Here is a 22,772-nt window from a genome sequence, read left to right as displayed (position 1 = left end):
TTTCATTTCGCATTTGCGCTAAACGCGCTTGCATTGCTGAAGCAATTTCGCACCGTGGGCACTTTTTGCTTCCAAATTAAACTGCCTACCCGATGGCGTAATATTTATACTAATCACTAAGTCTGGGGATGCCAAGTATTCGCCCCCTTTTTCCGACCATTCAATAAGCGCGATAGCGCCCGAACCAAAGTAATCGCGAATTCCCATGAACTCTAACTCTTCTGGGTCGGCTAAGCGATACAGGTCGAAGTGATAGATATTGACGCCATCCAACTCATAAGGTTCAACCAATGTATAGGTTGGACTTTTAACGCTACCTGAATGACCTAAAGATTGAATGAAATATCGGCTAAATGTCGTTTTCCCTGCACCTAAGTCGCCGTTTAAATAAATAACAGCACCGGTAGGGAGTTGACTCGAAACAGCCTGCGCTAAATCTCTGGCAAGCTGCGCAGTATCATCTACTTCATTAGCAAAAAAAGAGGTATGCGGGTAAGACATCAACAATATTCCACAGTAATAGAAAGCCGAATAACACAGTAGATGCCTGCCCGTTCAAGACAAAACCACGCTAACTAGTGGTTTATAAGCGCACGTACTGCGTCAAACAAATCGCTCGCTATCATACCACGTTGACCATACAGTTGGGCAATATCATCGCCAGCCTTAGCATGAAGCACTACACCATATTTCGCTGCAATATCTGTTTCTACGCCTTGCGCGAGCAACGCGCCCAATATTCCGCTTAATACATCACCGCTTCCTGCGGTAGCCATACCTGGATTACCGTGACGGCAAACCCAGGTTTTCTTTTCATTGTCGATAAGCGTGCCCGCCCCTTTTAGTACACAGACCGCATGGTATCGCTGTGAGCACTGCCTTGCGTAGTTAAAACGGTCGCTTTCTACATCATCAATAGAAACACCGAGTAAACGCGCAGCTTCGCCCGCGTGAGGGGTTAAAATACTGTCAGACAAGGTGTACGCGGTTGACTGCTGACACAACAGATTTAGCGCGTCAGCATCAATGACCACAGGCTTATTTTGGCTTTGACAGTGCTTCATGGTGGTTTCAAATGCGCTTTCTGCCCATTCATCTTGCCCAAGACCCGGTCCAATAACCACACAGGTTGCCCAAGCTAATGCATCTTCCAAATTAAAGTCGGTGACCATGAGTTCAGGTCTGCCTGCACTGACCTGAACGACTGACGACTCATGGGTATACACGCGTACCATGCCCGCACCACTTCTCAGCGCGGCTTCACTGGCGAGTCGAATGGCACCTGCTGTTCCGCGGTTACCGCCAATGCACAACAGTCGACCATAAGTCCCTTTATGACTGTTAATCTCCCGTGGCCCCATACCTTTAAAGTGGTCGATATTTAGCATGGTCGCGCTCGCTTTAGCTAATGCTTGGAACGCTTTGCCGATACCCAAGTCCGCATACACTAACTTACCGCACGATTGTTTACCCGCACCAGTAACAAGCCCCGGCTTAATGCCCACAAAAGTAACGGTGATATCAGCCTGAACACATCGCCCCAGGCTCTGTCCTGTATTTGCATCAAGCCCTGACGGCACATCAACGCTTACAACCGGTGTTGATGACGCATTCACCGCATCAATGATGTCTGCAAACTCATTGCGAATATAGCTATTAATACCTGTACCAAGAAGCGCATCTATCACTACGTCAGACTTCTCGAGGAGCGCAGCGTCAAACCCATTGATACTGCCTCCTGAATCGAGCCAGCGCTGCTGTGCTTTGCCAGCATCACCATCCAGCGTACGTTCAGGCTCAACCGCACATAAATGCACTTGTTTACCCGCAAGTTTTGCGTTTATTGCTGCAATGTAGCCGTCACCCGCATTGTTACCTTGGCCCACCAGCACTAAGTAAACGTCTGAGTTTGGCATAAGCTCAAGACACTGCTTAAACACCACATCACCAGCTCGTTGCATCAACGTGAACATATCGCAGCCCGAATTCGCGGCGGCTTGTCCCTCATTTTCCCTAACCTGATCGGCCCGAAATAATTTGTATGATAAACTTGACGTTAATTGAGTATCTAGCATGAGCACATGTCCGAATTTAGTTCTATCGACCTTGTTGAAATAACCAACAATATCAAGGCTTGGGGTACAGCGCTAGGCTTTCAGCAGGTTGGCATCAGCGATATTGATCTACATCAGCACGAGGCACACCTTCGGGAATGGTTAGACAATGGGTATCACGGTGACATGGCCTTTATGGAGAGTCATGGGATGAAGCGTGCCCGGCCTGATGAGTTGGTCCCAGGGACATTACGGGTTATCAGCGTTCGCATGAACTACTTACCTCCTGACGCCTCGTTTGCTAAGCATTTAAAAAAGCCAGAAATAGGATACATCAGCCGCTATGCATTGGGCCGTGACTACCACAAAGTGCTGCGCAAACGTCTGAAGCAATTGGGTGAGAAAATCACCGCATCCCTGGCGCATACCCAATATCGCCCGTTTGTAGACTCAGCCCCCGTATTGGAACACGCTATTGCTGAAAAAGCGGGTATTGGCTGGACGGGGAAACACAGCCTGACACTCAACAAAGAAGCCGGCTCTTGGTTCTTCTTAGGTGAGCTGTTCATCAATTTGCCATTACCTACTGACTCACCAATTGAAGAGGGTTGCGGCACCTGCACGGCGTGTCTAACCATCTGCCCGACCAATGCAATTGTTGCGCCTTATAAAGTAGATGCCCGTCGCTGTATTTCCTATCTCACCATTGAATCAGACAAAGATATTCCCGAAGATTTGCGCCCCATGATGGGCAATCGCATTTATGGCTGTGACGATTGCCAACTTGTTTGCCCTTGGAATCGCTTTGCCGATGTTACCAGTGAAGAAGATTTCCACCCGCGACAAGTGCTACACGGCCAAAGTCTCAATGCGCTTTTCGGCTGGTCTGAAGAAACCTTCTTGCGCAATACGGAAGGCTCTCCCATCAGGCGGATTGGCTTTGAGAAGTGGCAGCGTAATATTGCCGTTGCGTTAGGAAACGCTCCGTATGATGAACAAAGCATTCTGCTTTTGAAAGAAAGACGAGGGAGCGTGAGTGACTTGGTGGACAGACATATTGATTGGGCCCTTAGGCGGCAGCAAGAGAAGCAACAAGCGTCTGATGCAAAAAACAGGCAGCAAGCGCGGCTTATTCGCGTAATTGAAAAAGGCTTACCAAGAGACGCCTAACGCCAGTACACGCTTGAATAAGGCATACCGCGAATTCAATTGGCGATATACACGTTTTGGGGTTAACCCGCTGAGGCAAGCTGACTGTTTAAATCGGCCTGAGTGCTATTCCGATAACGCACACGAGCATTTGGCGAATGGGATGCGGCGAAAGAAACGTTAAGTTTGAGGCCTCGCTGTGCCACTTGCGTGGTTATGATAGGCGAGCCGAATTCCCACCACGGTTCCTGTTCCAATGCTTCAATAACTCGCGACAGCTCAGTTTCAGAACCGTCATACTCACCCGTTATTTCGCAATGTCCGTTCTCACATTTTATCGAGTCTAAAACAAAGCGCTCGTTGTTAGGCGGCAGCGCAAAAAACGTATTGAGTGAGCCTTCGGTTTTCGTGTAGAAAACCTCTGGCGCCATGATTTGGACATTCTCAGCAACGGGGGCAACATTCATCTCGCCGTTTTTCGTAACGCTTGTATCCAAGAGCACCGCACCTGTTTCATTTGAAACCAACTTGGCGGCGGGCTTAATAACTTTCAGCTCACTCGTTTCGGTGGCACGAGAGCGCGCTAACACATTGGTTAGTCGCTCTTTTTCTGCATTGGATTCACTGAGTTGGTGTTGATAGCCAGAAAATTTATACCCCGCTATCAATGCAAACGCTATCAGCAACAACACAAGCCACGTTTTCATTTTACTTCCTTTATCGAAGTCGCTTACTTGTGATATTGCTTACTAAGTTCATGTACCGCATTAACGAACACGCCTGCATTTTCAGGTGGTACGTCTAGATGGATACCGTGACCTAAATTAAATACGTGACCGCTACCTTCACCGTAACCTTCTAGAATGGACGCCACTTCTTGCTCAATTCTTTGCGGTTGAGCATACAGCATTGATGGATCCATATTACCTTGAAGTGCAACTTTATCGCCAATGCGCGCACGCGCTTCTTTAATGTCGATAGTCCAGTCTAAACCTACTGCGTCGCAGCCTGTCGCCGCAATCGATTCTAGCCACATGCCACCGTTTTTGGTGAACAAGGTAACAGGTACTTTACGGCCTTCATTTTCACGGGTCAGCCCACTTACAATGCGCTCCATGTACTGAAGCGAGAATTCTTTGTAGTCACGAGGAGATAACACGCCACCCCAAGTATCAAATACCATGACTGACTGCGCGCCCGCAGCGATTTGAGCATTTAAATACTCAGTAACAGAATCAGCCAGTTTTGCTAGTAACGCATGAAGCGTTGCTGGCTCAGCAAATGCCATTTTCTTGATTTTGGTAAAGGCTTTACTTGAACCACCTTCAATCATGTAAGTCGCGAGTGTCCAAGGGCTTCCAGAAAAACCAATTAATGGCACTTCACCTTTAAGCTCACGGCGAATAGTACGAACGGCATTCATTACGTACTGTAATTCACCTTCTGGATCAGGAAGGCCTATTTTATCCACATCCGCTTTACACGTGATTGGATTTTTAAAGCGAGGGCCTTCACCTGTTTCAAAGTAAAGACCGAGGCCCATCGCATCTGGAATGGTCAAAATATCCGAAAAGAGAATTGCAGCGTCGAGAGGAAAACGACGTAAAGGTTGTAGCGTCACCTCACATGCAAGTTCTGCATTCTTGCACAACGACATAAAATCGCCTGCTACTGCACGAGTCGCTTTGTACTCTGGGAGGTAGCGCCCGGCTTGTCGCATCATCCATACAGGTGTGACATCAACCGGCTGCTTAAGTAACGCACGTAAGTAACGATCGTTCTTTAACGCGGGCTTATCAACACTGGGGAAATTTTGCGACATATAACTCACCTAAATTACTGAAGATATTTGAGCGCGAAAGTATACCAGTATTCTTAACTAAGGTGTGCTAAAACCTGTATTAAAAAATCAATGTTTTAACGACAAATCGGTGTAGTGTCGATTATTAAAGACAAACAATACTTGAACATTACTTTAAAAAGACGCTTGCACTTAAAGTGAGTGTTTGCTATTACTATAACCGTTAAAGAAAAGAAGCCCTACATGGGACCGTGCTAAACTTATTGAAACCCTGCTTCGGCAGGGTTTTTTATTTGTCGCCGATCAGAGACACCGTTTCAGCAATTAATTGTCCCGCAATAGACACTTTCGGTGGAATAGTCGGCAGCGCATCTATATCAAACCATTGCGCATCATCTATCTCGTTCTCCTGACAACGAATTTCCCCTTCGTCATACTCGGCAATAAACCCGACCATTAAGGAATGTGGAAATGGCCATGGCTGACTATTGTAATAGCGCAAGTTTTTAACCTTAACGCCAACTTCTTCGAAAACTTCTCTGTGGACCGCTTGCTCCAGACTTTCACCACTTTCTACAAAGCCAGCAAGAGTTGAATACATATTAGATTCTCGATGGCGAACGCCTTTGGCCAACAATATTTTTTCGCTGTCGTGTATAGAAACAATGATACAGGGAGACACTCTTGGATAACTGCGATGTTGGCAGCGGTGACAATGCATTGCCATTTCCCAATCTACGCGTTCAGTCTTGGCTCCACATTGCCCGCAAAATTGATGAGTACGCAAGAAGTGGATGTATTGCCAGGCTCGCCCAATAACGGAAAAGGCAATATCGTATTCGGCAAAAAGAAGCTGTCTAAGCGATACCCGTTCCCAACCGGGTTCGTCAACATGCTCAGCGCCTAAATCAACAACATATACGGGCAGGTCTCTATGCGCCGTCTCATTGAGCGGCGGAAGTTGATGAATTTCATCGACATAAGATGCTAAAAATGGAATATCACTCAGGAAAGCAACGGGGATAGACTCAGACGATTCTTGTACTACAATTTTGCCGCGACTAAAAACTACCCACAGGGCTTGCTGAGCAGCTAGTTTCGTCTCATCCAACTTTATCATCATTGCACATCACTCCTGTTCTTTAATGCTTCATACTACACTAAATACTGAGCGTATAGATCGCCACCATACATTTTGAAACGAACTTTTTCGCGCAAAATTTGTGTCGCTAGTGCACAGTGTTATACTGAAACTTATTGTCGCTAAACGGGTAACACATCAAAATGTTGCAACAGTTAGAAAGCGTTAAATCAAAATGGGGCGGGAAAAGCCAGGTTATTGACCGCTGGTTAATGGACAGACAGGCACTGTTAGTTTCTTTCTGTGAACTAGCAGGTATTAACAAGCGAAGCGAGTGTTTACCTGACCCAGATGAAATAGACAACTTTTGCAGCGCATTACTCGATTATTTGTCGGTAGGACACTTTGAGGTTTTCGATATGTTGGTTGAAAACGACAATGAAGGCCTTGCACTACGAGATAAACTTTACCCCAGATTGACAAAAACCACTGACGCAGCACTCGCATTTAATGATACGTTTGCACAAGCAGTAACGCCCGAGCAGGCAGCTGAATTTGACTCAGCGCTAGCCAAGCTTGGTGAGACATTAGAAGAGCGTTTTGCCTTGGAAGATGAGTTAATAGCTCATGTACACACTAAAAAACGTGATCCAGAAGTGACGCTTTAATATAACAATGAAAGTCGAGTTTACGGTTATCATCAATGAACAAAACCACACTTATTCATAAGGCACGGGCTTATTGCGAGCAACGCGGCGCCAGATTCACACCGCTTAGAGAAAAGGTGTACGAAATTCTTGTTTCAAAGCACGGCCCTATGGGTGCTTATGAACTACTCGACTCACTGAAAGAAACAGAGTCTAGTGCCAAACCTGCGACAGTCTATCGCGCCCTTGATTTTCTTCTCGATTTTGGGTTTATTCACCGTTTAGAGTCTACCAATGCGTTTGTGGCCTGCTATCATTTTGGTTGTAACCACCCTGTTCAGTTTCTAATTTGTGACAGCTGTGGTGATGTTGCTGAAATTCAATCTGAAGGTCTTCAAGAGACCCTTGATAGCCAAGCAAAGCAACACGGATTCAAAGTATCGAAACAAACTATAGAGGCCCATGGATTATGTGCCGATTGTCAACAAACGGAAGATCACACTGCCCAGGAGAGTGTACATGAATGCTGATTTTGTGAACCCGTTTATTGCTGGTCTTTTGAACGTGCTTGAAACCATGGCTCAAACTAAATTGACCCCGGGCAAGCCCAAGCGCAAACAAAGTGATATCGCCAAAGGCGATGTATCGGGGCTAATTGGCATGGTGGGCCCTGACGTTCGCGGCTCTATGTCTATTACTTTTGACGAGTCTTTGGCCCTGACCATAATGGAGAGAATGGTTGGCGAGCGCCCTGAGAAGCTTGATGCAGAAGTAGGCGACATGGTTGGCGAAGTTACCAACATGATTTGCGGTAACGCAAAACGAGACCTTGCTGAGCGGGGTTACGAGTTTGGAATGGCAACACCCATCGTTGTATCAGGAAAGCAACATACGATTAGTCACCAGGTTGATGGTGCTAAAATTATTCTTCCTTTCATGTGCGACGAAGGATTAGCGCATTTGGAAATCTGTTTTGACAAATAATTTCTGGCAGTCTGAAAAAATTACACTCGACAGCTACCCGAGAGGATTTCACCTGATAACACAGCAGGTGGAATCTGCAATACCCAGTATTCGTCATGTTGAAGTCGGCCTTTTGCACCTATGGCTTCAGCATACAAGCGCTAGTTTGACAATCAATGAAAATGCCGACCCTACAGTGAGGCATGATATGGAAGCGTTCTTCAACCATAGTGTAAAAGAAGAGCTTTCTTTTTTCAGGCATACTTATGAAGGTAAAGATGATATGCCTGCTCACTTAAAATCGAGTATACTAGGGTGTCAACTTACTATACCTGTCCAACAAGGCAAGCTTGCACTTGGCACGTGGCAGGGTATCATGCTCGGCGAACACCGAGATCATGGTGGAAGACGAACAATTATTGCCACATTACAAGGGATCGCAGCCTAACCCATATTATAAATGGCACAATTTGTGCTAGCGTTAAACGTTAAGCACAACACAAAATTATCAAAAATCGATAATCACTCAACGTTAAACAGGATGTGACTATGAAACAACACTTTAAAATGGCAGCGCTATCTCTTGCTGTAATTTCTTCGACTAATGCATTTGCACAAGACTCTTCTGAGCCAGAGTACAAAAACTGGTTTGGTTTGTCTGGCATGTATTACAACACTGACGACTCACGTCCGTTAGATCTAACTGACGGCGGCCTTTACGACGATGGTCGTGGCGTAGCTTTTGAATACGGTTTCCGTTTTACTCAAAGCTGGGCAGCACGTGTTGAATTTACAGCCCTAGACCTTGATTATGCAGGCGGCGGTGATGAAAGCGGTGAAATGGTTGGTGTTGACGCACTATACTTCATGCCAAATGATGCATGGTTCGTTTTTGGTGGTGTTAAGCGTCAAGCAGTAGGCGAATCAACTACGCTTGGTAACATCGGTATCGGAAAACACTGGGACATCCACGAAGATGTTAAACTTGTTACTGAAATCGCTGCTTATCACGACTTCGGTGAAGATTACAATGACTACAGTGTTAAAGTTGGTATCGCGATCCCATTTGGTAAAGGCACTCCTGCCGCACCTAAAGACAGCGACAACGATGGCGTTGTAGACAGCAAAGACCAGTGCCCAATGACACCAGCGGGTGTTCGTGTTGACGCAAATGGTTGTAGCATCGATGATGATAACGATGGCGTTCTAAACAACGTTGACCAGTGTCCTAACACTCCAGCTGGCACTAAAGTAGATGCAACTGGCTGTGCAATTAAAGATTCGGACAACGACGGCGTTGTAGACAGCAAAGATATGTGCCCTGATACACCAGCTGGCGTAAAAGTTGATGCAAAAGGTTGTACAGTATTTGACGAAGAGACAGTAGAAATCACACTACGCGTTCTATTCGACAACGAAAGTGCTGTAGTTAAAATGCCAAAAGATCCAGAAATCTCTGAATTTGCTGAGTTCATGAAGCAGTATCCTTCAACAACTGCGGTAATTGAAGGTCACACTTCTGCACCAGGTAGTGAAGCTTACAACATGGACCTTTCTAAGCGTCGTGCTGCAAACTTCAAAGAAGTAATGGTAGACATGTACGGTATCGAAGGTTCTCGTTTAGAGACTATCGGTTACGGCGAAACTCAGCTTCTAGACAATGGTAAGAATGCTGAAGCACACCGTGTTAACCGTCGCATTTCAGTGACAGTTAAAGACACAGTGAAAGTAGCTGAAGAAAAGTAATTCATTGTATATGAATTGAAAAAGGCGCCTTACGGCGCCTTTTTTGTGTCTGAAATACTTTGACTTGTTAACCCTTAAAATGTAGACCGTGGCCGCGGTCGAAGCCTTTAGTCGCTATAAGAGGGGCTAGTATTCGTCGGCTATGGCAGGGCCTGCATAGTTGTCAAATCGTGAGAACTGACCTTGGAACGTAAGTCGACAGGTACCAATTGGGCCGTTACGCTGTTTACCAATAATAATCTCTGCAATGCCCTTATACTCACTGTTTTCGTGATAAACCTCATCACGATAAATAAACATAATAAGGTCGGCATCCTGCTCGATTGAGCCAGACTCACGAAGGTCAGAGTTAACTGGACGTTTATCGGCGCGTTGTTCTAGCGTACGGTTAAGCTGTGAAAGGGCGACTACCGGTACTTCAAGCTCTTTAGCCAATGCTTTCAATGAGCGAGAGATCTCTGCAATTTCCAATGTTCGGTTATCGCTAAGAGAAGGTACGCGCATCAACTGAAGATAATCCACCATGATGAGACTGATTCCACCGCGTTCGCGAGCGAGTTTTCTTGCGCGACTTCGCACGTCCATTGGTGTAAGGCCTGATGAATCATCAACAAACAAACAATCTTTGTCTTTGAGCATAGCCATGGTGTTGGAGATACGTGCCCAATCTTCATCATCCAGCTGTGCAGTACGAATTTTGGTTTGGTCAACGCGGCTTAATGACGCCAACATACGCATCATGATTTGTTCTGAGGGCATCTCAAGACTGAAAACAAGTACAGGTTTGTCTTCTGCCATCATGGCGTTTTCAATCAAGTTCATGGCGAAGGTGGTCTTACCCATCGATGGACGAGCCGCCACGATAATAAGGTCAGAGGGCTGCATACCACTGGTCATTTTGTCTAGGTCGGTAAAGCCGGTAGTAACACCGGTAACATCTTTATTGGTTTTCACCAATTCTTCTAGACGGTCAATGGTCTTCCCTAAGATAGACTCGACATCGCGAGGACCTTCGTTTTCACCAGTTCTTCGTTCGGCAATTTCAAATACTTTACTTTCGGCCAGGTCAAGAATGTCTGCACTGTCACGGCCTTCGGGGTTGTACCCAACTTCCGCTATTTCATGCGCCACGCCAATAAGCTCTCGGGTTATCGCGCGCTCACTAATAATTTGCGCATAAGACACAACGTTCGCAGAACTTGGCGTGTTTTTGGCAAGTTCACCTAAGTAGGCAAAACCACCAGCATCTTCCAGTTCATCATGCTTTTCCAGCTCTTCTGATACTGTTATAAGATCTATTGGCTGGCTACTGTTTAGTAGTCGAGTGATAGCACGAAAGATAATTTGGTGTGAGCGATTGTAAAAATCGTTATCGGTAACAAGCTCCGCGACTTTGTCCCAGCTTTCAGGGTCAATAAGCATGCTGCCCAAAACAGATTGCTCAGCCTCAATGCTATGAGGTGGAACCTTCAATTTTTCAACATTCTTATCGTTTTTAGACGCAGACGCCACGAGTGAAACCTATTCCAATGCACAAAAGTCAGTTGGATATTATGCGCTTTTAACGTCCATCACTCAACAAAGGAAGTCGTCATTTTGTTGCGAAAGCGCAAAAAGACAACATCGTTTAAAGCGTTTTCTCCAGCTTTAAAAACGTACCGTCAACCAAGGTGTAGGCGCTGCCACCTTCCTGAAAAATGAGTGTAGAACCCATGATTGCTGAATTATCAAGGCACGACAAACTTACTTCAGTAATCTTGTCGTCGCTAAAGCCGAGCGATGATGGAGAGGCTTTAAAAGCAGCATAAAAATCTTGATTACTGATATTTTTCGTTGAATACACCGGTGACTCACAGAATGCCTGATCGAGTTTAGCCGAGTCTGAAGCATAGGTTACCGAGCGACCCAAGAACTTTTCTGACTCTATTGATGAGTGAGCTGAAACACCTACATTATAGGCCTTAGTCACCACCCAAGTACCTTCGTAATAAGCGGGTTCCTGAACAGCACAGCCTAGCGTAAATGCGCATATTCCAAACGCACCAATAATTAGACTATGAAATCGCCAAAACCTTTTGACGTGTCCAACAATACTCAATTTAACCTCCAATCAAAAAATAACAAACCATGTGATGATGTGGGTGAAGCGTGCAGGTCCGCTAACTTGTAACTAAGAGCCATTAAAACGCACTTTTGTTACTTACAAACGCTCAGCTACACATTTTTAGCGACCAAACAAAAAAAGCTGCGATCACTCGCAGCTTTTCATTAATCACCACATGTCTGATTAATAAATGTGGACTAAATTCATTTTTTCAACCTAAAGTTTCAATTGTGTTGCCTATAGCTTATTCACTTTTGGTCTATTTCAATTCGCCCGTGTACCGTAGAGATGTCTACATTTGCAGCCCCACCGTTGTGGATAAAGCGTAGCCAGCTACCTGGGCCATACTTAGGCTTTTGCGACTTTTCATCACTGATATTGTTTACAATGTTGCCGCCAGCGTGCGTCTCAATATCAAATTGTGCCGATACGCCATCTTGAAAGACAAATTCCATCGCACCGCCTACAGAATTCGCTTTTACGCTACCGTTCTTATTAAGACCTAAACTTGCGTAAGTCCTTCCATTAACCGTATTGATTTGCAGTACGTCTACCGCTTGAAGAGACACATCGATTCGACCGTTGACGGTTTCTACTGATACGTCTGGGCTATCGGAAGTGATGTCGAGCTTGCCATTAACTGACGCAAAGCTCACTGGCGTGTTTCCTGAGTGTGACGCTTCAATTTCGCCATTCACTGTTTCCGCCTCTAAACGGCCTCTCACATTCTCAAGCACGATATCGCCATTAACCGACTCAACTTCAACCCGCTCACCTATGTTTTTAAGGGTTACGTCGCCGTTTACCACCTCAACATCTACTGCTTTTGTTATACCTTCTGCAATAAGATCAGCATTGACCGCGGTATAGTGAAGGTCGCTTGCTGAAGGTATATAGATAACAAGGTCGTCGCCATCTTTACCTTTATTAAACCAGCTCTTTGAGTGGCGCTCGACTTCAACGTGTATAACCACGACATCTCCACGTCTTTCAAAGATAAACTCTTCAGTTTGATCGCCCAGTTCACCGGTGACACGAACCTGAGACTTATCCCAAACTCGGATGTCTGCTTTTCCGTTGATGTGTTCAATGTCCACTTTCGGCGAAGACGATGTGTCGATGGTCTTATCTACTTTTTCTCCTGCAAACGCCGCAGTAGCGATACTTAGCAGCGCAGTAGTAAGTAATACCTTGGCCCCCAAAGGTGCCATGAACGTGTGCAAAAATGTGCTTTTCGTATTTATATTCATCTTTAAACCCTTATTAAATTTGCTGCCACTTTGGCGCGTGCACTCGCTCAATTAAGGCAATCTGCTGTTGATATACGTGATGCAGCATTTTGATTAATGCTGAGTTGTCTGGATCGTCCTTTAATGCCGCTTTAATAACATCTGCAGCATCGTCCAATTCTTTCAATTGCTCTTGCCAATCTTCCGTTAGCGCTGTTGTACTTTCATAACTAGCAAGAAGACTATTCACTTGTTGTTGCTGCTGCATACTCATTGCGTCAATCAAGGCATAGCCATCGCTTCGACTTTCATCAGCTTTAAACGCAAAAGGAGCCGCAAACCACAATACAGTAACTAAACAAACGCTTGCGGCTATCGCCATCCACTGTTTTGATGTAACCGTAGATGATGAAGCGTCGTCTTGTGAAGCGTCGCCTTGCTGCGATGTTATGCCGAGTTCAATACCTCGCCACAAATCTCGTTCTGGCTGCTTCTCTTTTGATATCCCAGAAATATGCTGAGCAAGCTTGTCGTCAAAATTACTCATCATCGACTCCCATAAAATCTTTCAATAATTGCTTAGCACGGAAAAATTGTGCTTTGCTTGAGCCCACTGCCATGTTCAACATGCTGGCAATGTCTTCATGTCTGTAACCTTCAATTGCATGGAGGACAAAAACCATTCTGGCTCGCTCGGGTAAGCGAATAACTAATGCTTCTAAATCCACATCGGTGCTGTTTTCTTCAGCCGGCATCTCGTTAATGCCGCTGTTTTCCAAGTTAAACATGCGCTGCACCCACCCTTTCTGCTTGCGCATATAAGAGATGGTAATGTTTGCCGTAACACTGTGTAACCATATGGAAAATTGGCTTTGCCCATCAAAATTATCCAATTTTTTCCATAGCTGAATAAAGACTTCTTGCGAAGCATCTTCTGCCATTCCCTTTTCACCTGTAAGCCGGTAACAAAGCGCGTAGACTCGCCCAATATGTTCATCGTAAAGGGACCGAAACGCCTGCTTATCGCCCTTTTTCGCTTTAGATATCAGCTCATTTTCGCTTTTATTACCAAACACCACATTGGCGTGTACAACACGTTGTTGTGTGTGTTCCATTCTTTTCTCTTTGTTATTTGTCGTGTTGATTAGCAAAATACCAATCCGCATAGATAATTGCCCACTGCTGTTCCCTTTCAAATTCCCAGAATGCAGCTAGGAAGCTTGCCAGACCTTCCCGAAGGGCGAGTTTAAAATGTCCGTACTCTTTGTTGTGTCACCTTGGTGTAGAACCACTATACCTGCGGTAACACGCCGCGATTACGAACATTTTAAGTCTCGCTGAGTGTGTTATTATCTATGCGGACTGGTATAAGCACTTGTTAGTGTTATAAGGTTAGTCGTACCCTATAGTAGAAAGGTTTAAATGCACAAAAATAATTTTTGGAGATGCCATGTCTACCTCATTTTCTGTTAACGCTCTGTTTGCTGGAAAACCTCAGCCGCTAGGCCCTCGTGGGGCACCAAGCAGTATTGTTAAAGCCCCCGTCGACGCGTTAACGGTGCATATGGACAGAACCGATGAAGACGAACAGGCCAACAAACGGCTTCACGGTGGACCGGAGAAAGTGCTGCATCAGTTCAACCCGACCAACTATCTGACATTAAGAAAGCATTTTCCTGAAGGCGACTTTTCGCTGGGCAGCATTGGCGAAAACATCAGTGTAGAGGGCATGGACGATGCTACCGTTTATATCGGCGATATATGGAAGTTCGGCGAGGTAGAACTGCAAGTAAGCGCACCCCGTGCCCCTTGCAATAAAATCTCGCAACGCTTCGAAGTGCCCAATTTAGATAGATTTGTCGGAGAACGAGGTATCACTGGCTGGTATTACCGGGTTATTAAAACCGGAACCATCAGTGTTGGCGACGAAGTAACACTACTGCACCGTGAGGACGATACCGTTAATGTTCACACCCTAATGCAATGCGCCCATACCAAAGCAGACAAAGCCCTGGCCCAAAAGCTAGCGAATCTTGAGGCGCTTGATGACGAATGGCGCGGAAAATGCCAAAAAATTGCGGATAAGATTGCGGATAAATAAGCCATTTATCCGTAGCTTAAATTAAAAAGACGCCTGTTCACCTTCATTCAAAATAACCCAAGGCATTGCAGGGTTTAGCTGCTTCTTCATTTTCATAAGACGAAATAGCGCAGAATGTGACGTCTTGTCACCCATCATCCAGCTGGCATTTCCATAGCCCCAAGGCACTACGGCTTTACAGCCTAGGTCTTGGGCCGCAACAATGGCATCTTCTGGCGTAGTATGTACCTTGCGATACCATTTAGGTGAGGTTTCGCTGAAATAAGACGCTATAGGTAACAGGCAAACATCTATTTCACCAAAGCGCGCTTTAATATCCTTGAAGTGCGGTGAATATCCCGTATCCCCCGCAAAGAACAATGTTTTGCCTTCACTCTCAAATACCCAACCACCCCACAGTGTCGCATTGTCGTCCTCGTACAAATAAGGCACCCAAATTCGGTTACTGAAATGATGGGCAGGCACGAAGTGAATAGAGGTTTTGCCTACGTTTTTGCTGGTATACCACGCCATTTCTTTAATGGTGTAGCCTCTATTAGGGAAGTGCTCTGCGAAACCTAACGGAACAAGATATTCGGGCTTTGTGCCTAATTCGGCAATATCGGCTTTATTGAAATGATCATAGTGAATATGGGAATAAACCACAGCATCGGTTTGTGCGAGTTTGTCTTCACCTACCTCAGCGGGTTCATTGCGGCTGAACCCCTCCGCCAATCGAAAAGCCCAATTAACGGGCCAATCAAACTGCCCAAACACAGGGTCAATAAGTATTTGCTCACCACTTGCGGTGTTAAGTAAAAAACTTGCGTGCCCTAACCAAGTGACATTAAAGCCGGTGTGCGAGTTCACTGTCGGGTTGTTGCCAACGAACTGACAATTTTGCATGTCACTTTCACATTCAATATTGGCAGACGCTGGGTAGCAATCATTAGTGCACGTGACGGGGTATGCTTTAAAACTGTCGTAAATATTGCTGAATCTGTCCTCATACCCAGGCTCATTGGCGTGCTTGATTACAGCATTTTCACCTTCTATCTGAGTAACATGATTAGAGCTGGCGCAACCAGTAACGACACTTCCTGCTACTACTAGCGACGCCGACAACGTCGTTAACTTCTTTAAACTCATTACCATTTTTAAGATCGTGTCCTTGTAGCTCTAACCTAGGAGGCAAAGCGCTTAGTTGACTGCTGCGTCTATGCTTTATTTACTCAATTGTGCAGACATCAAGAGCACCGCAGTTTAGCGCAAGCACTAAGATAGCTGTTAACCGTTATTGTAAAGCGAGAAACCATCAGCACCACAGTAAATTTGTAACAATATAAAAGCGCGCGTTAGCGGCCCCATTTATCGTCACAAACCGATTAGTTGCAAATGATAACTATTATTAATAGTATGTTTAAAATTCTTTCCTGAAGCCATTATGCGTAAAACCCGAATACTCATTGTTGAAGATGACGCGACGTTAAGTGAACAAATCACACAGCTGTTGCAGTCTCGAGGATTTGACACTCGCCACGAAAGTGACGGTAATGCTGGATTACAAGCTGTGCTTGAGGAGAACTTTGACCTTGTGTTACTCGACATTCGCCTTCCCTCTTTAAACGGCTTGTCGCTGTTAAACCAATTAAGGCAAATAAAGCAAACACCGGTTATGATGATCACCGCGTCAGGTGCCGAGCAAGAAAGGATTGAAGGCTACCGTAAGGGCGCAGATGACTACTTACCCAAGCCCTTCAATTTTACTGAAATGATGCTTCGCATCGACGCACTGCTGCGACGCAGCAAAACACTAAACGACTCAGGCACGCAAAAGTCGGAAATCATTGTTGATGTGCTTTATTTAAATCGCATTCAGCAAGTTACCAAATACCACTCAAGACTACTCGAATTCACGCCAATACAATTTAAGCTTCTTTGGATGTTAGTAGATAACAAAGGGGAAACGTTGAGCAAAGCATTTCTTTATCACAGCGTGCTTAACAAACCCTTTTCGAGGTACGACCGAAGCTTAGATATGCATTTGTCTAGAGTACGCAAAAAGCTCGTTGAGACTGGCATGCCCCCTGAACGCCTTGCCACTGTCCACGGCCAAGGATATCGCTTTTCGTGAAAAATAAACTGCTATGGCGACTGTGCGCATTTATTGCCGTTGGTACTGTTCTGTTATTTTGGGCCATCGCGTGGCTTACCAATCATACCGAGACCAGCATGAGTTTTATCGATAAAGCTCATCAAGAAACCCTTTATTCCTATGGTCAAGAAGCGGAGAAAATCTACCTGGAGGATGGAGAACAAGCGTTAGCTGCTTTTTTGCAAGAAGTGAAGACAAAGGAAGACACGTGGCTTGCCGTAGTTAACTCCCAAATGACCACATTCGCTGACACCCAAATGTTAGATGAGTTTGTTGACCGATTTCAAATAGGCCGCAGCCCCGAATGGAAAATACATTTGTACTTTTCTGAAAACCCTGTGATGGAAGTCCCCTTCGTCGATGACAATACGCACTTTTTAATTCAACTTCCACAGCGTATGCGCCCAGGTTCGTTATTGCTCGCCACACGCTTAACGCTTCAAATTGCATTACCTCTAGTGATATTAAGTCTGTTGAGTTTTATGCTGTATCGACACTTAATGACGCCACTAAAGCAATTAGAAAATGCCACAAAAGATTTCGCAAATGGCAATTTTGAAGCCCGTGCAATGGCTGCAATGCCCAAGCGAAATGACGAACTTACTGGGCTTGCCCAAACGTTCGACAAGATGGCCCAAAGAACCAGCAGTCTCATTTATAATCAAAGAAGTTTGCTTGCTGATCTCTCTCACGAGCTTCGCACGCCTCTTGCCCGCATTGATATGGCAATAGACTTTGTAGAGCAAGACATTAATCGTGAACAAGCACTTTCACGCCTGCGTTATGAAGCGAGCACGATGAGAGAGCTTGTTGAAGATACCCTAACCTTTGCATGGCTAAATACAGAATCGCCACAATTGAACAGCGATGACTTTGACTTGGTAGAACTTATCAATGTTATTTGTGAAGATGCGCGGTTTGAATACCCTGATAGAACCTTGCATGTCGACACACCTGAATGCGCGAATATTGAAAAGAGCAGCCAGCTTGCTTTGGGTCAGGCGTTAGAAAATATTATTCGTAATGCCTTGCGTCATACCCCTGAGCAAAGCAAGGTGAGTTTAACGCTGACCGGCGATAACAATAACTATGTTATCACGGTTACAGACGAAGGCACCGGCGTCCCTGAATCAATGCTAGACGCCATATTCGAACCTTTTTTCAGGGTAGACAAGGCACGGGCAGCCAAAAACTACGTACATGCCGCAAAGCGCTCTGGCTTTGGTCTTGGGCTTGCACTGGCGAAACGTCAAATTGCCGCTGTGGGCGGCGACATTTCGGCGATAAATCGCGCTGCACTAATCAAAGACAACGCATTACATAGAGACGCTAGTGCTACAAAGCAAACAGGGCTAGTCGTAACCATTACCCTGCCTAAGTCTTTTAATGCTGCTTTCGCAAATTGAGAAGTCTCTGCACACCAAGTAGTGTGCCAGTATAAACTAAGATACAGCAAAGCAAGCTTACCAGCCCTGCGATGGTCTGCCCTATAAAGCCAAAGTATTCTCCCGTGTGCAAAAAGCGGGAGGTACCCCAAGCCTGACTCCCTTTGGGCCAATCGGTTTTGTAAAGTGTCCTAGTGATGTCACCGGTTTCCGTGTCGAAATACAGTGAATACGCTAACTCTTGCCGGTGCCCTATACTTTTATCGATATAAAACCGTGCAACACCCTCACTTTTGCCAATTTCCATCCACATGGAATACCAATCCTGATAGCCATTTTCATTGGCGTGTTGCTGAGCTTTGGTAAATAGCGTGTCGTAACTGACAACGTCGGCGTCTAGCGTCTCAGGCATAGCTTTCTTTTCGCGAGTAGGGACTTGTTCACCGTACATTCCATACAATGCTTTGTTTGCCCACTCAAAATAAAACAGGGTAGCCGTTAGTCCAATCACAACTAAAAAAGGCAGTGACCACATACCAAAAACAAAATGCCAATGTCGGCGACGGTGCTGTTTATTAGTGTACTTTTGCCGTAACCACATTTGCTGCTTTAAGGATTTTTTCGATATGTGTTTGGGCAACCATATAATGACTCCCGATAACAGCAAAAAAATAAAAATAAGATTGCTATAAGCCGTTATGGTTTTGCCAATTAATTGGTAATCCCCTTCCATTAAAAGATATCGATGCAGGTCAGTTATGACATGAAATGCTTCTTCAACGACCCCTTCTCCTTCTCTTAATATATCTCCGGTATAGGGGTGAATAAGATAGCTGTGTTCGCCGGCCCATGCGGGAATTGCCGCTCCCTCGCTATTGACCCATCGAACAAAAATATGCGCTTCGTTAGGATGCTTTTCACGAAGTATTGATACAACCCGCTCAGTCGAGATTACCGATTTTTCGATATCAATCGTTTGTGCATAAGCCATTTCACTTAGCTCTTTGAACTGGCGCTCGTAAGTGAGTAATACACCGGTAAAAGCCATAATGAAAACGACAATGCTGGCCAATAAGCCAGCAAAGAGGTGGGCCCAAAAGACCCACCTTTTAAACGTGGAAAAGTTCATCTAAAGGCGTTGCTTAGAAATCGTAAGTCACAGACAAACGAATATCTCGTCCAGCTTCTTGCGGACCAATAACGCTTGGGAATACTTCGCTGTAGTCACCCACACTTGAATGGTCGATATACGCTTCATCAAACAAGTTCGTTACCGCCAGATTTAAGCGAAGGTCGTTTGTGACTTCCCACTCGCCATAAATATCCACTAGGGTATAGTCTGCTTTGTTAAGTGAATAAAGCGAGTCGGTCCAACCGTTTTCCAAGGCCTGATGTAGTGTATCTATGTTGATGTCGTCAACCATAGTGATGTTAAAGCCAACGCTAATGTCTGCAGTAACGGTGTAATCTGCACCAAGTACCCACGTATCACCGCGACTATTACCTAAGCCAACAAACTCGTATCCGTTAATATCGATGCTGTTATAGGGTACGCTGTACAGATCTTCACGAGGCATCAATTCAACGTCTACGCTTGAAAACCCAAAGTACACGTCAACAGAGTCCCAGCGATACGCAAGGTTAAACTCTACGCCAGATGATTCTAGGTCGCCGATATTATTAAATACCGAGTTGCCTTGATAACCGCTAAATAGCACATCATCAATAGTAGATTCATAGGCGCTAAGGCGCGCATTAAGGTTATTCGCGCTGTATTCGATTGACGCTTCAATATTGGTGACAGTTTCAGGCACCACGTCACTGGCTACAACGGGAACGTCCTCACCATCATATAAGTATTCGTCAAGCGTGAAACCATCACCAATTTGCTTACCGCGCGCCGCTTCTGCGTAACCAAGACCAAGGGTCCAAGCTTCGGTAAGCTGATATTCAAGACCGACGTTAAAGCTAAGTTCATTGTCGTCTAGTCCAGATGGCTCATCAGTAACGGGTGTGCCGTAATAGTCATCGATCAAGATTTGTTGCTGAAAATCAAAGTCGTCATAACGAACACCGTAGCTCAACAACAACTCTGGAGTGATATTGCTATGAGCTTGCGCGTAAATACCCATTACGCTGCCTTCTTCTGCGTTCTGCACAGGACCTACGCCAGGACCACTTTCTACCTCATCTTTACGATAGTCGATACCGTAGGTGAATACGTGGTTTGAAATGTCGGTGGTGTTTCTAATATCAAAACCATAGGTATCGATATCAGACAAGAAATCGAAACGGCCGCCGCGGAACGATGATGAAGTTTGGTATGCCGTGGCTTCTAAGAAAACCAATGCACTGTGGTCAAAGCGGAAGTTCGCTACGTAGGTATCACGCTCTGCTTCACTAGGATAAAGTGGGGCACCTTCTAGTACTACCCAGTTAGGTCTTGCCGAAAACTCACCCTCTTCATCGCGCTGCTCTGCACTTATTGAAAGGTATTGATTATCCGCAATGTAACCACTGGCTTTAAGGAACATAAGATCTTGATCTGCGGCAGTACCCAGCACTTCGTTGCCGTCGCCGTCTTCAAAGTTATCTCTGTCAACCGTGCTGTAATAACCTAGCAAGCCCCATGAATCACTTAGCTTTCCATAAAGGCTGCCGCTATATCGCGTACCTTCGTTTGAGAAATAACTCGCTTTTACTCGACCACCAAATTGTTCGTCGCCTCTCAATAAATCTTGCGCATCTTTGGTTTTAAAGCGGATTGAACCACCAATGGCACCTGGGCCACTGGTTGCTTCACCTGCACCAGCCTGCACATCGATTTGCTTCAAAAGATCGGGATCTAGCGTTACGCGGCCAATATGGTGAAATAGGGTTGAGGTTTGTTGCGCGCCATCTACGGTTACATTCAGGTAGGCATCTTCTAGTCCACGGATAAAGATTTTCTGTGCTACACCTACTGAACCGCCAACGCTGACCGACGGAGACTCTCTAAAAACGTCAGCTAAATCGTTTGCCTGAAACTGCTCAATATCCTCGGCAGTAATGCTCAAGTTAGTTGCTGCGCCTACCACAGCAACTCGCTCTATAGACTTGGTTTCTTCATTCTGGCTTTCTAGGGATTGCGCAAATACTACCGGACTGGATAGCGTGCATACTGCACTGGCTAAAACTAACTTTTTCAAGGATGTCTCCATTTGATAATCAACAATTACAAATAAGAAACATTCTCATTAACTTTAGTCTAAATGGATAGCACTTTTACATTTGTTACAATTCTCTCAGTTCTTCGCTGTCAAAGACTCACGCTCATTGTTGTAACGTACTTTCTGGCCTGCACGCAGACGTTCAGCTCCTCTCACCACAACCGAGCGCTTCGGGTTCACATCGCCAAACACTTCAATTCTATCGCCCATCCCCACCCCGGTTGTCACCTTAACTTGCTCCGCTTCATTATTTTCATTGAGCTGATAGATAAAGGTGCCCGACTTTCTTAGTACCAGTGCATCGCGGGGTATGGTGACACCATCATGAGTATCGCTGCTAGGCAGCGCCACGCGCACTGCACTGCCTATAGGAAAGTCACCGGGGTTGATGGCAATTCGTAGCTCCATCATGCGCGATGTACTGTTGCCTACCGGTACAATGGCACGAATAGATTCTTCTACTTGGTTCACGTTATTGTGAACGCTAACGCTCATGCCGTTAGCAATATAGGGTAATACGTTGAGCGGTGCGCGCACTTGAACTTCAACGCTATCAGGGTTTACCACGCGAAGCAGGGTTTGCCCTACCCCAGTGTATTCGCCCGGCGACTGCTGCCTTTCAACCACCAAAGCCGTAAAGGGAGCACGAATACTGCTTTGTGCTATCTGATACTCGGTGAATTCTAAATCCAATTTGGCTTGCGCTAACTCCTGCTTAGCATTCTCTAAGTCTGCTTCCACTTCCTCTAACTCGCCTCTGGACGTGTTTTGACTGGCCTGAAGGTTTTTGTACCTCGCGAGTCGTTTGGTAAACAGTTCAACCTGCGACTGCCATCTGGCAATATTTGAGGCATTTTGATTGCGGGTAATGCTTAAGCGAGTATCGTCGACTTTAACTAAAGGCTCCCCCGCTTTCACCACATCACCTACATCTGCCATCCAAGTGATGCGACCGTCTACCTCAGAAGCAAGGTTCGCATCGATAACGCTTAGTACCGTTCCAGGAACCCAGGTTAGTTGTGAAATCGCTTGCTCTCTGGCTTCATCTATTTGTACCAGCACCGGCGGTGGTTGATTGCTATCCTGTGCTTGTGCGCTCAACGATACACTGCTTGCAAATAAGGCAAACACACTAAGGGCGAGAGTAGAAGTCATTGCTTTCATGGTTG

The 22,772-nt window shown here is 45.5% G+C and carries 23 protein-coding genes; 9 read left to right on the top strand and 14 right to left on the bottom strand.

From position 1 onward, the window contains the following. Window positions 1–18 precede the first annotated feature (18 nt). Window positions 19–501 (bottom strand): tRNA (adenosine(37)-N6)-threonylcarbamoyltransferase complex ATPase subunit type 1 TsaE, encoded by a 483-nt coding sequence (tsaE, locus tag MHN02_RS01430; RefSeq protein ID WP_014977652.1) that lies wholly within the window; start codon window positions 499–501, stop codon window positions 19–21. A 74-nt stretch (window positions 502–575) separates the two neighbouring features. After that, on the bottom strand, window positions 576–2,075 hold the full coding sequence (locus tag MHN02_RS01425; protein WP_014977653.1) for a bifunctional ADP-dependent NAD(P)H-hydrate dehydratase/NAD(P)H-hydrate epimerase: 1,500 nt from the start codon (window positions 2,073–2,075) through the stop codon (window positions 576–578). A 6-nt stretch (window positions 2,076–2,081) separates the two neighbouring features. Here MHN02_RS01425 and queG point away from each other — a divergent pair, with 6 nt between their 5' ends. Beyond that, window positions 2,082–3,224: a tRNA epoxyqueuosine(34) reductase QueG gene (queG, locus tag MHN02_RS01420; protein WP_014977654.1), complete on the top strand. Its 1,143-nt coding sequence runs from the start codon at window positions 2,082–2,084 to the stop codon at window positions 3,222–3,224. A gap of 62 nt (window positions 3,225–3,286) precedes the next feature. On the opposite strand, the gene MHN02_RS01415 is transcribed toward queG, so the two are convergent. The 3 genes from MHN02_RS01415 to nudC all read right to left on the bottom strand — a co-directional run bounded on the left by MHN02_RS01415 (window position 3,287) and on the right by nudC (window position 6,127). Further along, window positions 3,287–3,910, bottom strand: coding sequence for a hypothetical protein (locus MHN02_RS01415; protein WP_014977655.1), 624 nt, complete (start codon window positions 3,908–3,910; stop codon window positions 3,287–3,289). A gap of 23 nt (window positions 3,911–3,933) precedes the next feature. Further along, window positions 3,934–5,025 carry a uroporphyrinogen decarboxylase gene (hemE, locus tag MHN02_RS01410; RefSeq protein ID WP_014951100.1) on the bottom strand — a complete coding sequence of 364 codons (1,092 nt, stop codon included), beginning with the start codon at window positions 5,023–5,025 and terminating at the stop codon, window positions 3,934–3,936. A 268-nt stretch (window positions 5,026–5,293) separates the two neighbouring features. Beyond that, the gene (gene nudC / locus MHN02_RS01405) at window positions 5,294–6,127 is read right to left on the bottom strand and encodes an NAD(+) diphosphatase (RefSeq protein ID WP_014977656.1); all 834 of its coding nucleotides are present in this window, start codon (window positions 6,125–6,127) and stop codon (window positions 5,294–5,296) included. 161 nt (window positions 6,128–6,288) lie between these two features. Between nudC and MHN02_RS01400 the strand changes: the two genes are divergently transcribed. The 5 genes from MHN02_RS01400 (at window position 6,289) to MHN02_RS01380 (ending at window position 9,441) form a co-directional block, all read left to right on the top strand. After that, window positions 6,289–6,753 carry an Rsd/AlgQ family anti-sigma factor gene (locus tag MHN02_RS01400; protein WP_014977657.1) on the top strand — a complete coding sequence of 155 codons (465 nt, stop codon included), beginning with the start codon at window positions 6,289–6,291 and terminating at the stop codon, window positions 6,751–6,753. Window positions 6,754–6,788: 35 nt separating this feature from the next. After that, window positions 6,789–7,262 (top strand): transcriptional repressor, encoded by a 474-nt coding sequence (locus tag MHN02_RS01395; RefSeq protein ID WP_239244248.1) that lies wholly within the window; start codon window positions 6,789–6,791, stop codon window positions 7,260–7,262. Continuing rightward, a complete protein-coding gene (locus tag MHN02_RS01390; protein ID WP_014951104.1) occupies window positions 7,252–7,716 on the top strand; it encodes a chemotaxis protein CheX in 465 nt (154 codons plus the stop codon). Before MHN02_RS01395 ends, MHN02_RS01390 begins: the two co-directional genes overlap by 11 nt. Then, the gene (locus MHN02_RS01385) at window positions 7,706–8,143 is read left to right on the top strand and encodes a secondary thiamine-phosphate synthase enzyme YjbQ (protein WP_014951105.1); all 438 of its coding nucleotides are present in this window, start codon (window positions 7,706–7,708) and stop codon (window positions 8,141–8,143) included. The genes MHN02_RS01390 and MHN02_RS01385 overlap by 11 nt, the downstream gene beginning before the upstream one ends. 101 nt (window positions 8,144–8,244) lie before the next feature. Next, a complete protein-coding gene (locus MHN02_RS01380) occupies window positions 8,245–9,441 on the top strand; it encodes an OmpA family protein (RefSeq protein WP_014951106.1) in 1,197 nt (398 codons plus the stop codon). Window positions 9,442–9,567: 126 nt separating this feature from the next. On the opposite strand, the gene dnaB is transcribed toward MHN02_RS01380, so the two are convergent. From dnaB to MHN02_RS01355, 5 genes are all read right to left on the bottom strand, one after another. Continuing rightward, on the bottom strand, window positions 9,568–10,953 hold the full coding sequence (gene dnaB, locus MHN02_RS01375) for a replicative DNA helicase (protein ID WP_014951107.1): 1,386 nt from the start codon (window positions 10,951–10,953) through the stop codon (window positions 9,568–9,570). A gap of 115 nt (window positions 10,954–11,068) precedes the next feature. Next, window positions 11,069–11,539: a hypothetical protein gene (locus MHN02_RS01370; protein ID WP_014951108.1), complete on the bottom strand. Its 471-nt coding sequence runs from the start codon at window positions 11,537–11,539 to the stop codon at window positions 11,069–11,071. 254 nt (window positions 11,540–11,793) lie between these two features. After that, window positions 11,794–12,795 carry a DUF4097 family beta strand repeat-containing protein gene (locus tag MHN02_RS01365; RefSeq protein WP_014977658.1) on the bottom strand — a complete coding sequence of 334 codons (1,002 nt, stop codon included), beginning with the start codon at window positions 12,793–12,795 and terminating at the stop codon, window positions 11,794–11,796. 13 nt (window positions 12,796–12,808) lie between these two features. Continuing rightward, entirely contained in the window at window positions 12,809–13,321 is a 513-nt protein-coding gene (locus MHN02_RS01360) for a hypothetical protein (protein WP_014951110.1), read from the bottom strand. Further along, on the bottom strand, window positions 13,314–13,889 hold the full coding sequence (locus MHN02_RS01355) for an RNA polymerase sigma factor (protein ID WP_239244246.1): 576 nt from the start codon (window positions 13,887–13,889) through the stop codon (window positions 13,314–13,316). The genes MHN02_RS01360 and MHN02_RS01355 overlap by 8 nt, the downstream gene beginning before the upstream one ends. A 335-nt stretch (window positions 13,890–14,224) precedes the next feature. Here MHN02_RS01355 and MHN02_RS01350 point away from each other — a divergent pair, with 335 nt between their 5' ends. After that, complete coding sequence (locus MHN02_RS01350; RefSeq protein WP_049585691.1) at window positions 14,225–14,875, top strand: MOSC domain-containing protein; 651 nt, start codon at window positions 14,225–14,227, stop codon at window positions 14,873–14,875. Window positions 14,876–14,896: 21 nt separating this feature from the next. Here the strand turns inward: MHN02_RS01350 and MHN02_RS01345 are convergent, their stop codons facing one another. Further along, window positions 14,897–16,009, bottom strand: a complete 1,113-nt coding sequence (locus tag MHN02_RS01345; RefSeq protein WP_239244244.1) for an MBL fold metallo-hydrolase — start codon at window positions 16,007–16,009, stop codon at window positions 14,897–14,899. A gap of 289 nt (window positions 16,010–16,298) precedes the next feature. Between MHN02_RS01345 and MHN02_RS01340 the strand changes: the two genes are divergently transcribed. After that, on the top strand, window positions 16,299–16,988 hold the full coding sequence (locus tag MHN02_RS01340) for a response regulator transcription factor (RefSeq protein WP_014977663.1): 690 nt from the start codon (window positions 16,299–16,301) through the stop codon (window positions 16,986–16,988). Next, window positions 16,985–18,415 (top strand): sensor histidine kinase, encoded by a 1,431-nt coding sequence (locus tag MHN02_RS01335; RefSeq protein WP_239244242.1) that lies wholly within the window; start codon window positions 16,985–16,987, stop codon window positions 18,413–18,415. The genes MHN02_RS01340 and MHN02_RS01335 overlap by 4 nt, the downstream gene beginning before the upstream one ends. Here MHN02_RS01335 and MHN02_RS01330 read toward each other — a convergent pair. The 3 genes from MHN02_RS01330 to MHN02_RS01320 form a co-directional block, all read right to left on the bottom strand. Next, window positions 18,393–19,523, bottom strand: a complete 1,131-nt coding sequence (locus tag MHN02_RS01330; protein ID WP_239244240.1) for a PepSY-associated TM helix domain-containing protein — start codon at window positions 19,521–19,523, stop codon at window positions 18,393–18,395. The two genes, MHN02_RS01335 and MHN02_RS01330, sit on opposite strands and share 23 nt — an antisense overlap. 13 nt (window positions 19,524–19,536) lie before the next feature. Further along, window positions 19,537–21,582 (bottom strand): TonB-dependent receptor, encoded by a 2,046-nt coding sequence (locus MHN02_RS01325; protein WP_239244238.1) that lies wholly within the window; start codon window positions 21,580–21,582, stop codon window positions 19,537–19,539. A 96-nt stretch (window positions 21,583–21,678) separates the two neighbouring features. After that, entirely contained in the window at window positions 21,679–22,767 is a 1,089-nt protein-coding gene (locus tag MHN02_RS01320) for an efflux RND transporter periplasmic adaptor subunit (protein ID WP_239244236.1), read from the bottom strand. Window positions 22,768–22,772 lie beyond the last annotated feature (5 nt).

Source organism: Alteromonas sp. CNT1-28, assembly GCF_022348345.1.
Classification (GTDB): domain Bacteria; phylum Pseudomonadota; class Gammaproteobacteria; order Enterobacterales; family Alteromonadaceae; genus Alteromonas; species Alteromonas macleodii.
Note: the sequence above shows the minus strand (reverse complement) of the source record. Positions and strands in the feature narration are given on the sequence as shown.

Coding starts and splice junctions, on each gene's coding strand:
- MHN02_RS01345 (WP_239244244.1), bottom strand. CDS start 16,009: ATGGTAATGAGTTTAAAGAAGTTAACGACGTTGTCGGCGTCGCTAGTA.
- tsaE (WP_014977652.1), bottom strand. CDS start 501: ATGTCTTACCCGCATACCTCTTTTTTTGCTAATGAAGTAGATGATACT.
- hemE (WP_014951100.1), bottom strand. CDS start 5,025: ATGTCGCAAAATTTCCCCAGTGTTGATAAGCCCGCGTTAAAGAACGAT.
- queG (WP_014977654.1), top strand. CDS start 2,082: ATGTCCGAATTTAGTTCTATCGACCTTGTTGAAATAACCAACAATATC.
- MHN02_RS01395 (WP_239244248.1), top strand. CDS start 6,789: ATGAACAAAACCACACTTATTCATAAGGCACGGGCTTATTGCGAGCAA.
- MHN02_RS01415 (WP_014977655.1), bottom strand. CDS start 3,910: ATGAAAACGTGGCTTGTGTTGTTGCTGATAGCGTTTGCATTGATAGCG.
- MHN02_RS01425 (WP_014977653.1), bottom strand. CDS start 2,075: ATGCTAGATACTCAATTAACGTCAAGTTTATCATACAAATTATTTCGG.
- MHN02_RS01350 (WP_049585691.1), top strand. CDS start 14,225: ATGTCTACCTCATTTTCTGTTAACGCTCTGTTTGCTGGAAAACCTCAG.
- MHN02_RS01360 (WP_014951110.1), bottom strand. CDS start 13,321: ATGAGTAATTTTGACGACAAGCTTGCTCAGCATATTTCTGGGATATCA.
- MHN02_RS01400 (WP_014977657.1), top strand. CDS start 6,289: ATGTTGCAACAGTTAGAAAGCGTTAAATCAAAATGGGGCGGGAAAAGC.
- MHN02_RS01365 (WP_014977658.1), bottom strand. CDS start 12,795: ATGAATATAAATACGAAAAGCACATTTTTGCACACGTTCATGGCACCT.
- nudC (WP_014977656.1), bottom strand. CDS start 6,127: ATGATGATAAAGTTGGATGAGACGAAACTAGCTGCTCAGCAAGCCCTG.
- MHN02_RS01355 (WP_239244246.1), bottom strand. CDS start 13,889: ATGGAACACACACAACAACGTGTTGTACACGCCAATGTGGTGTTTGGT.
- MHN02_RS01380 (WP_014951106.1), top strand. CDS start 8,245: ATGAAACAACACTTTAAAATGGCAGCGCTATCTCTTGCTGTAATTTCT.
- MHN02_RS01330 (WP_239244240.1), bottom strand. CDS start 19,523: ATGAACTTTTCCACGTTTAAAAGGTGGGTCTTTTGGGCCCACCTCTTT.
- MHN02_RS01320 (WP_239244236.1), bottom strand. CDS start 22,767: ATGAAAGCAATGACTTCTACTCTCGCCCTTAGTGTGTTTGCCTTATTT.
- MHN02_RS01340 (WP_014977663.1), top strand. CDS start 16,299: ATGCGTAAAACCCGAATACTCATTGTTGAAGATGACGCGACGTTAAGT.
- MHN02_RS01390 (WP_014951104.1), top strand. CDS start 7,252: ATGAATGCTGATTTTGTGAACCCGTTTATTGCTGGTCTTTTGAACGTG.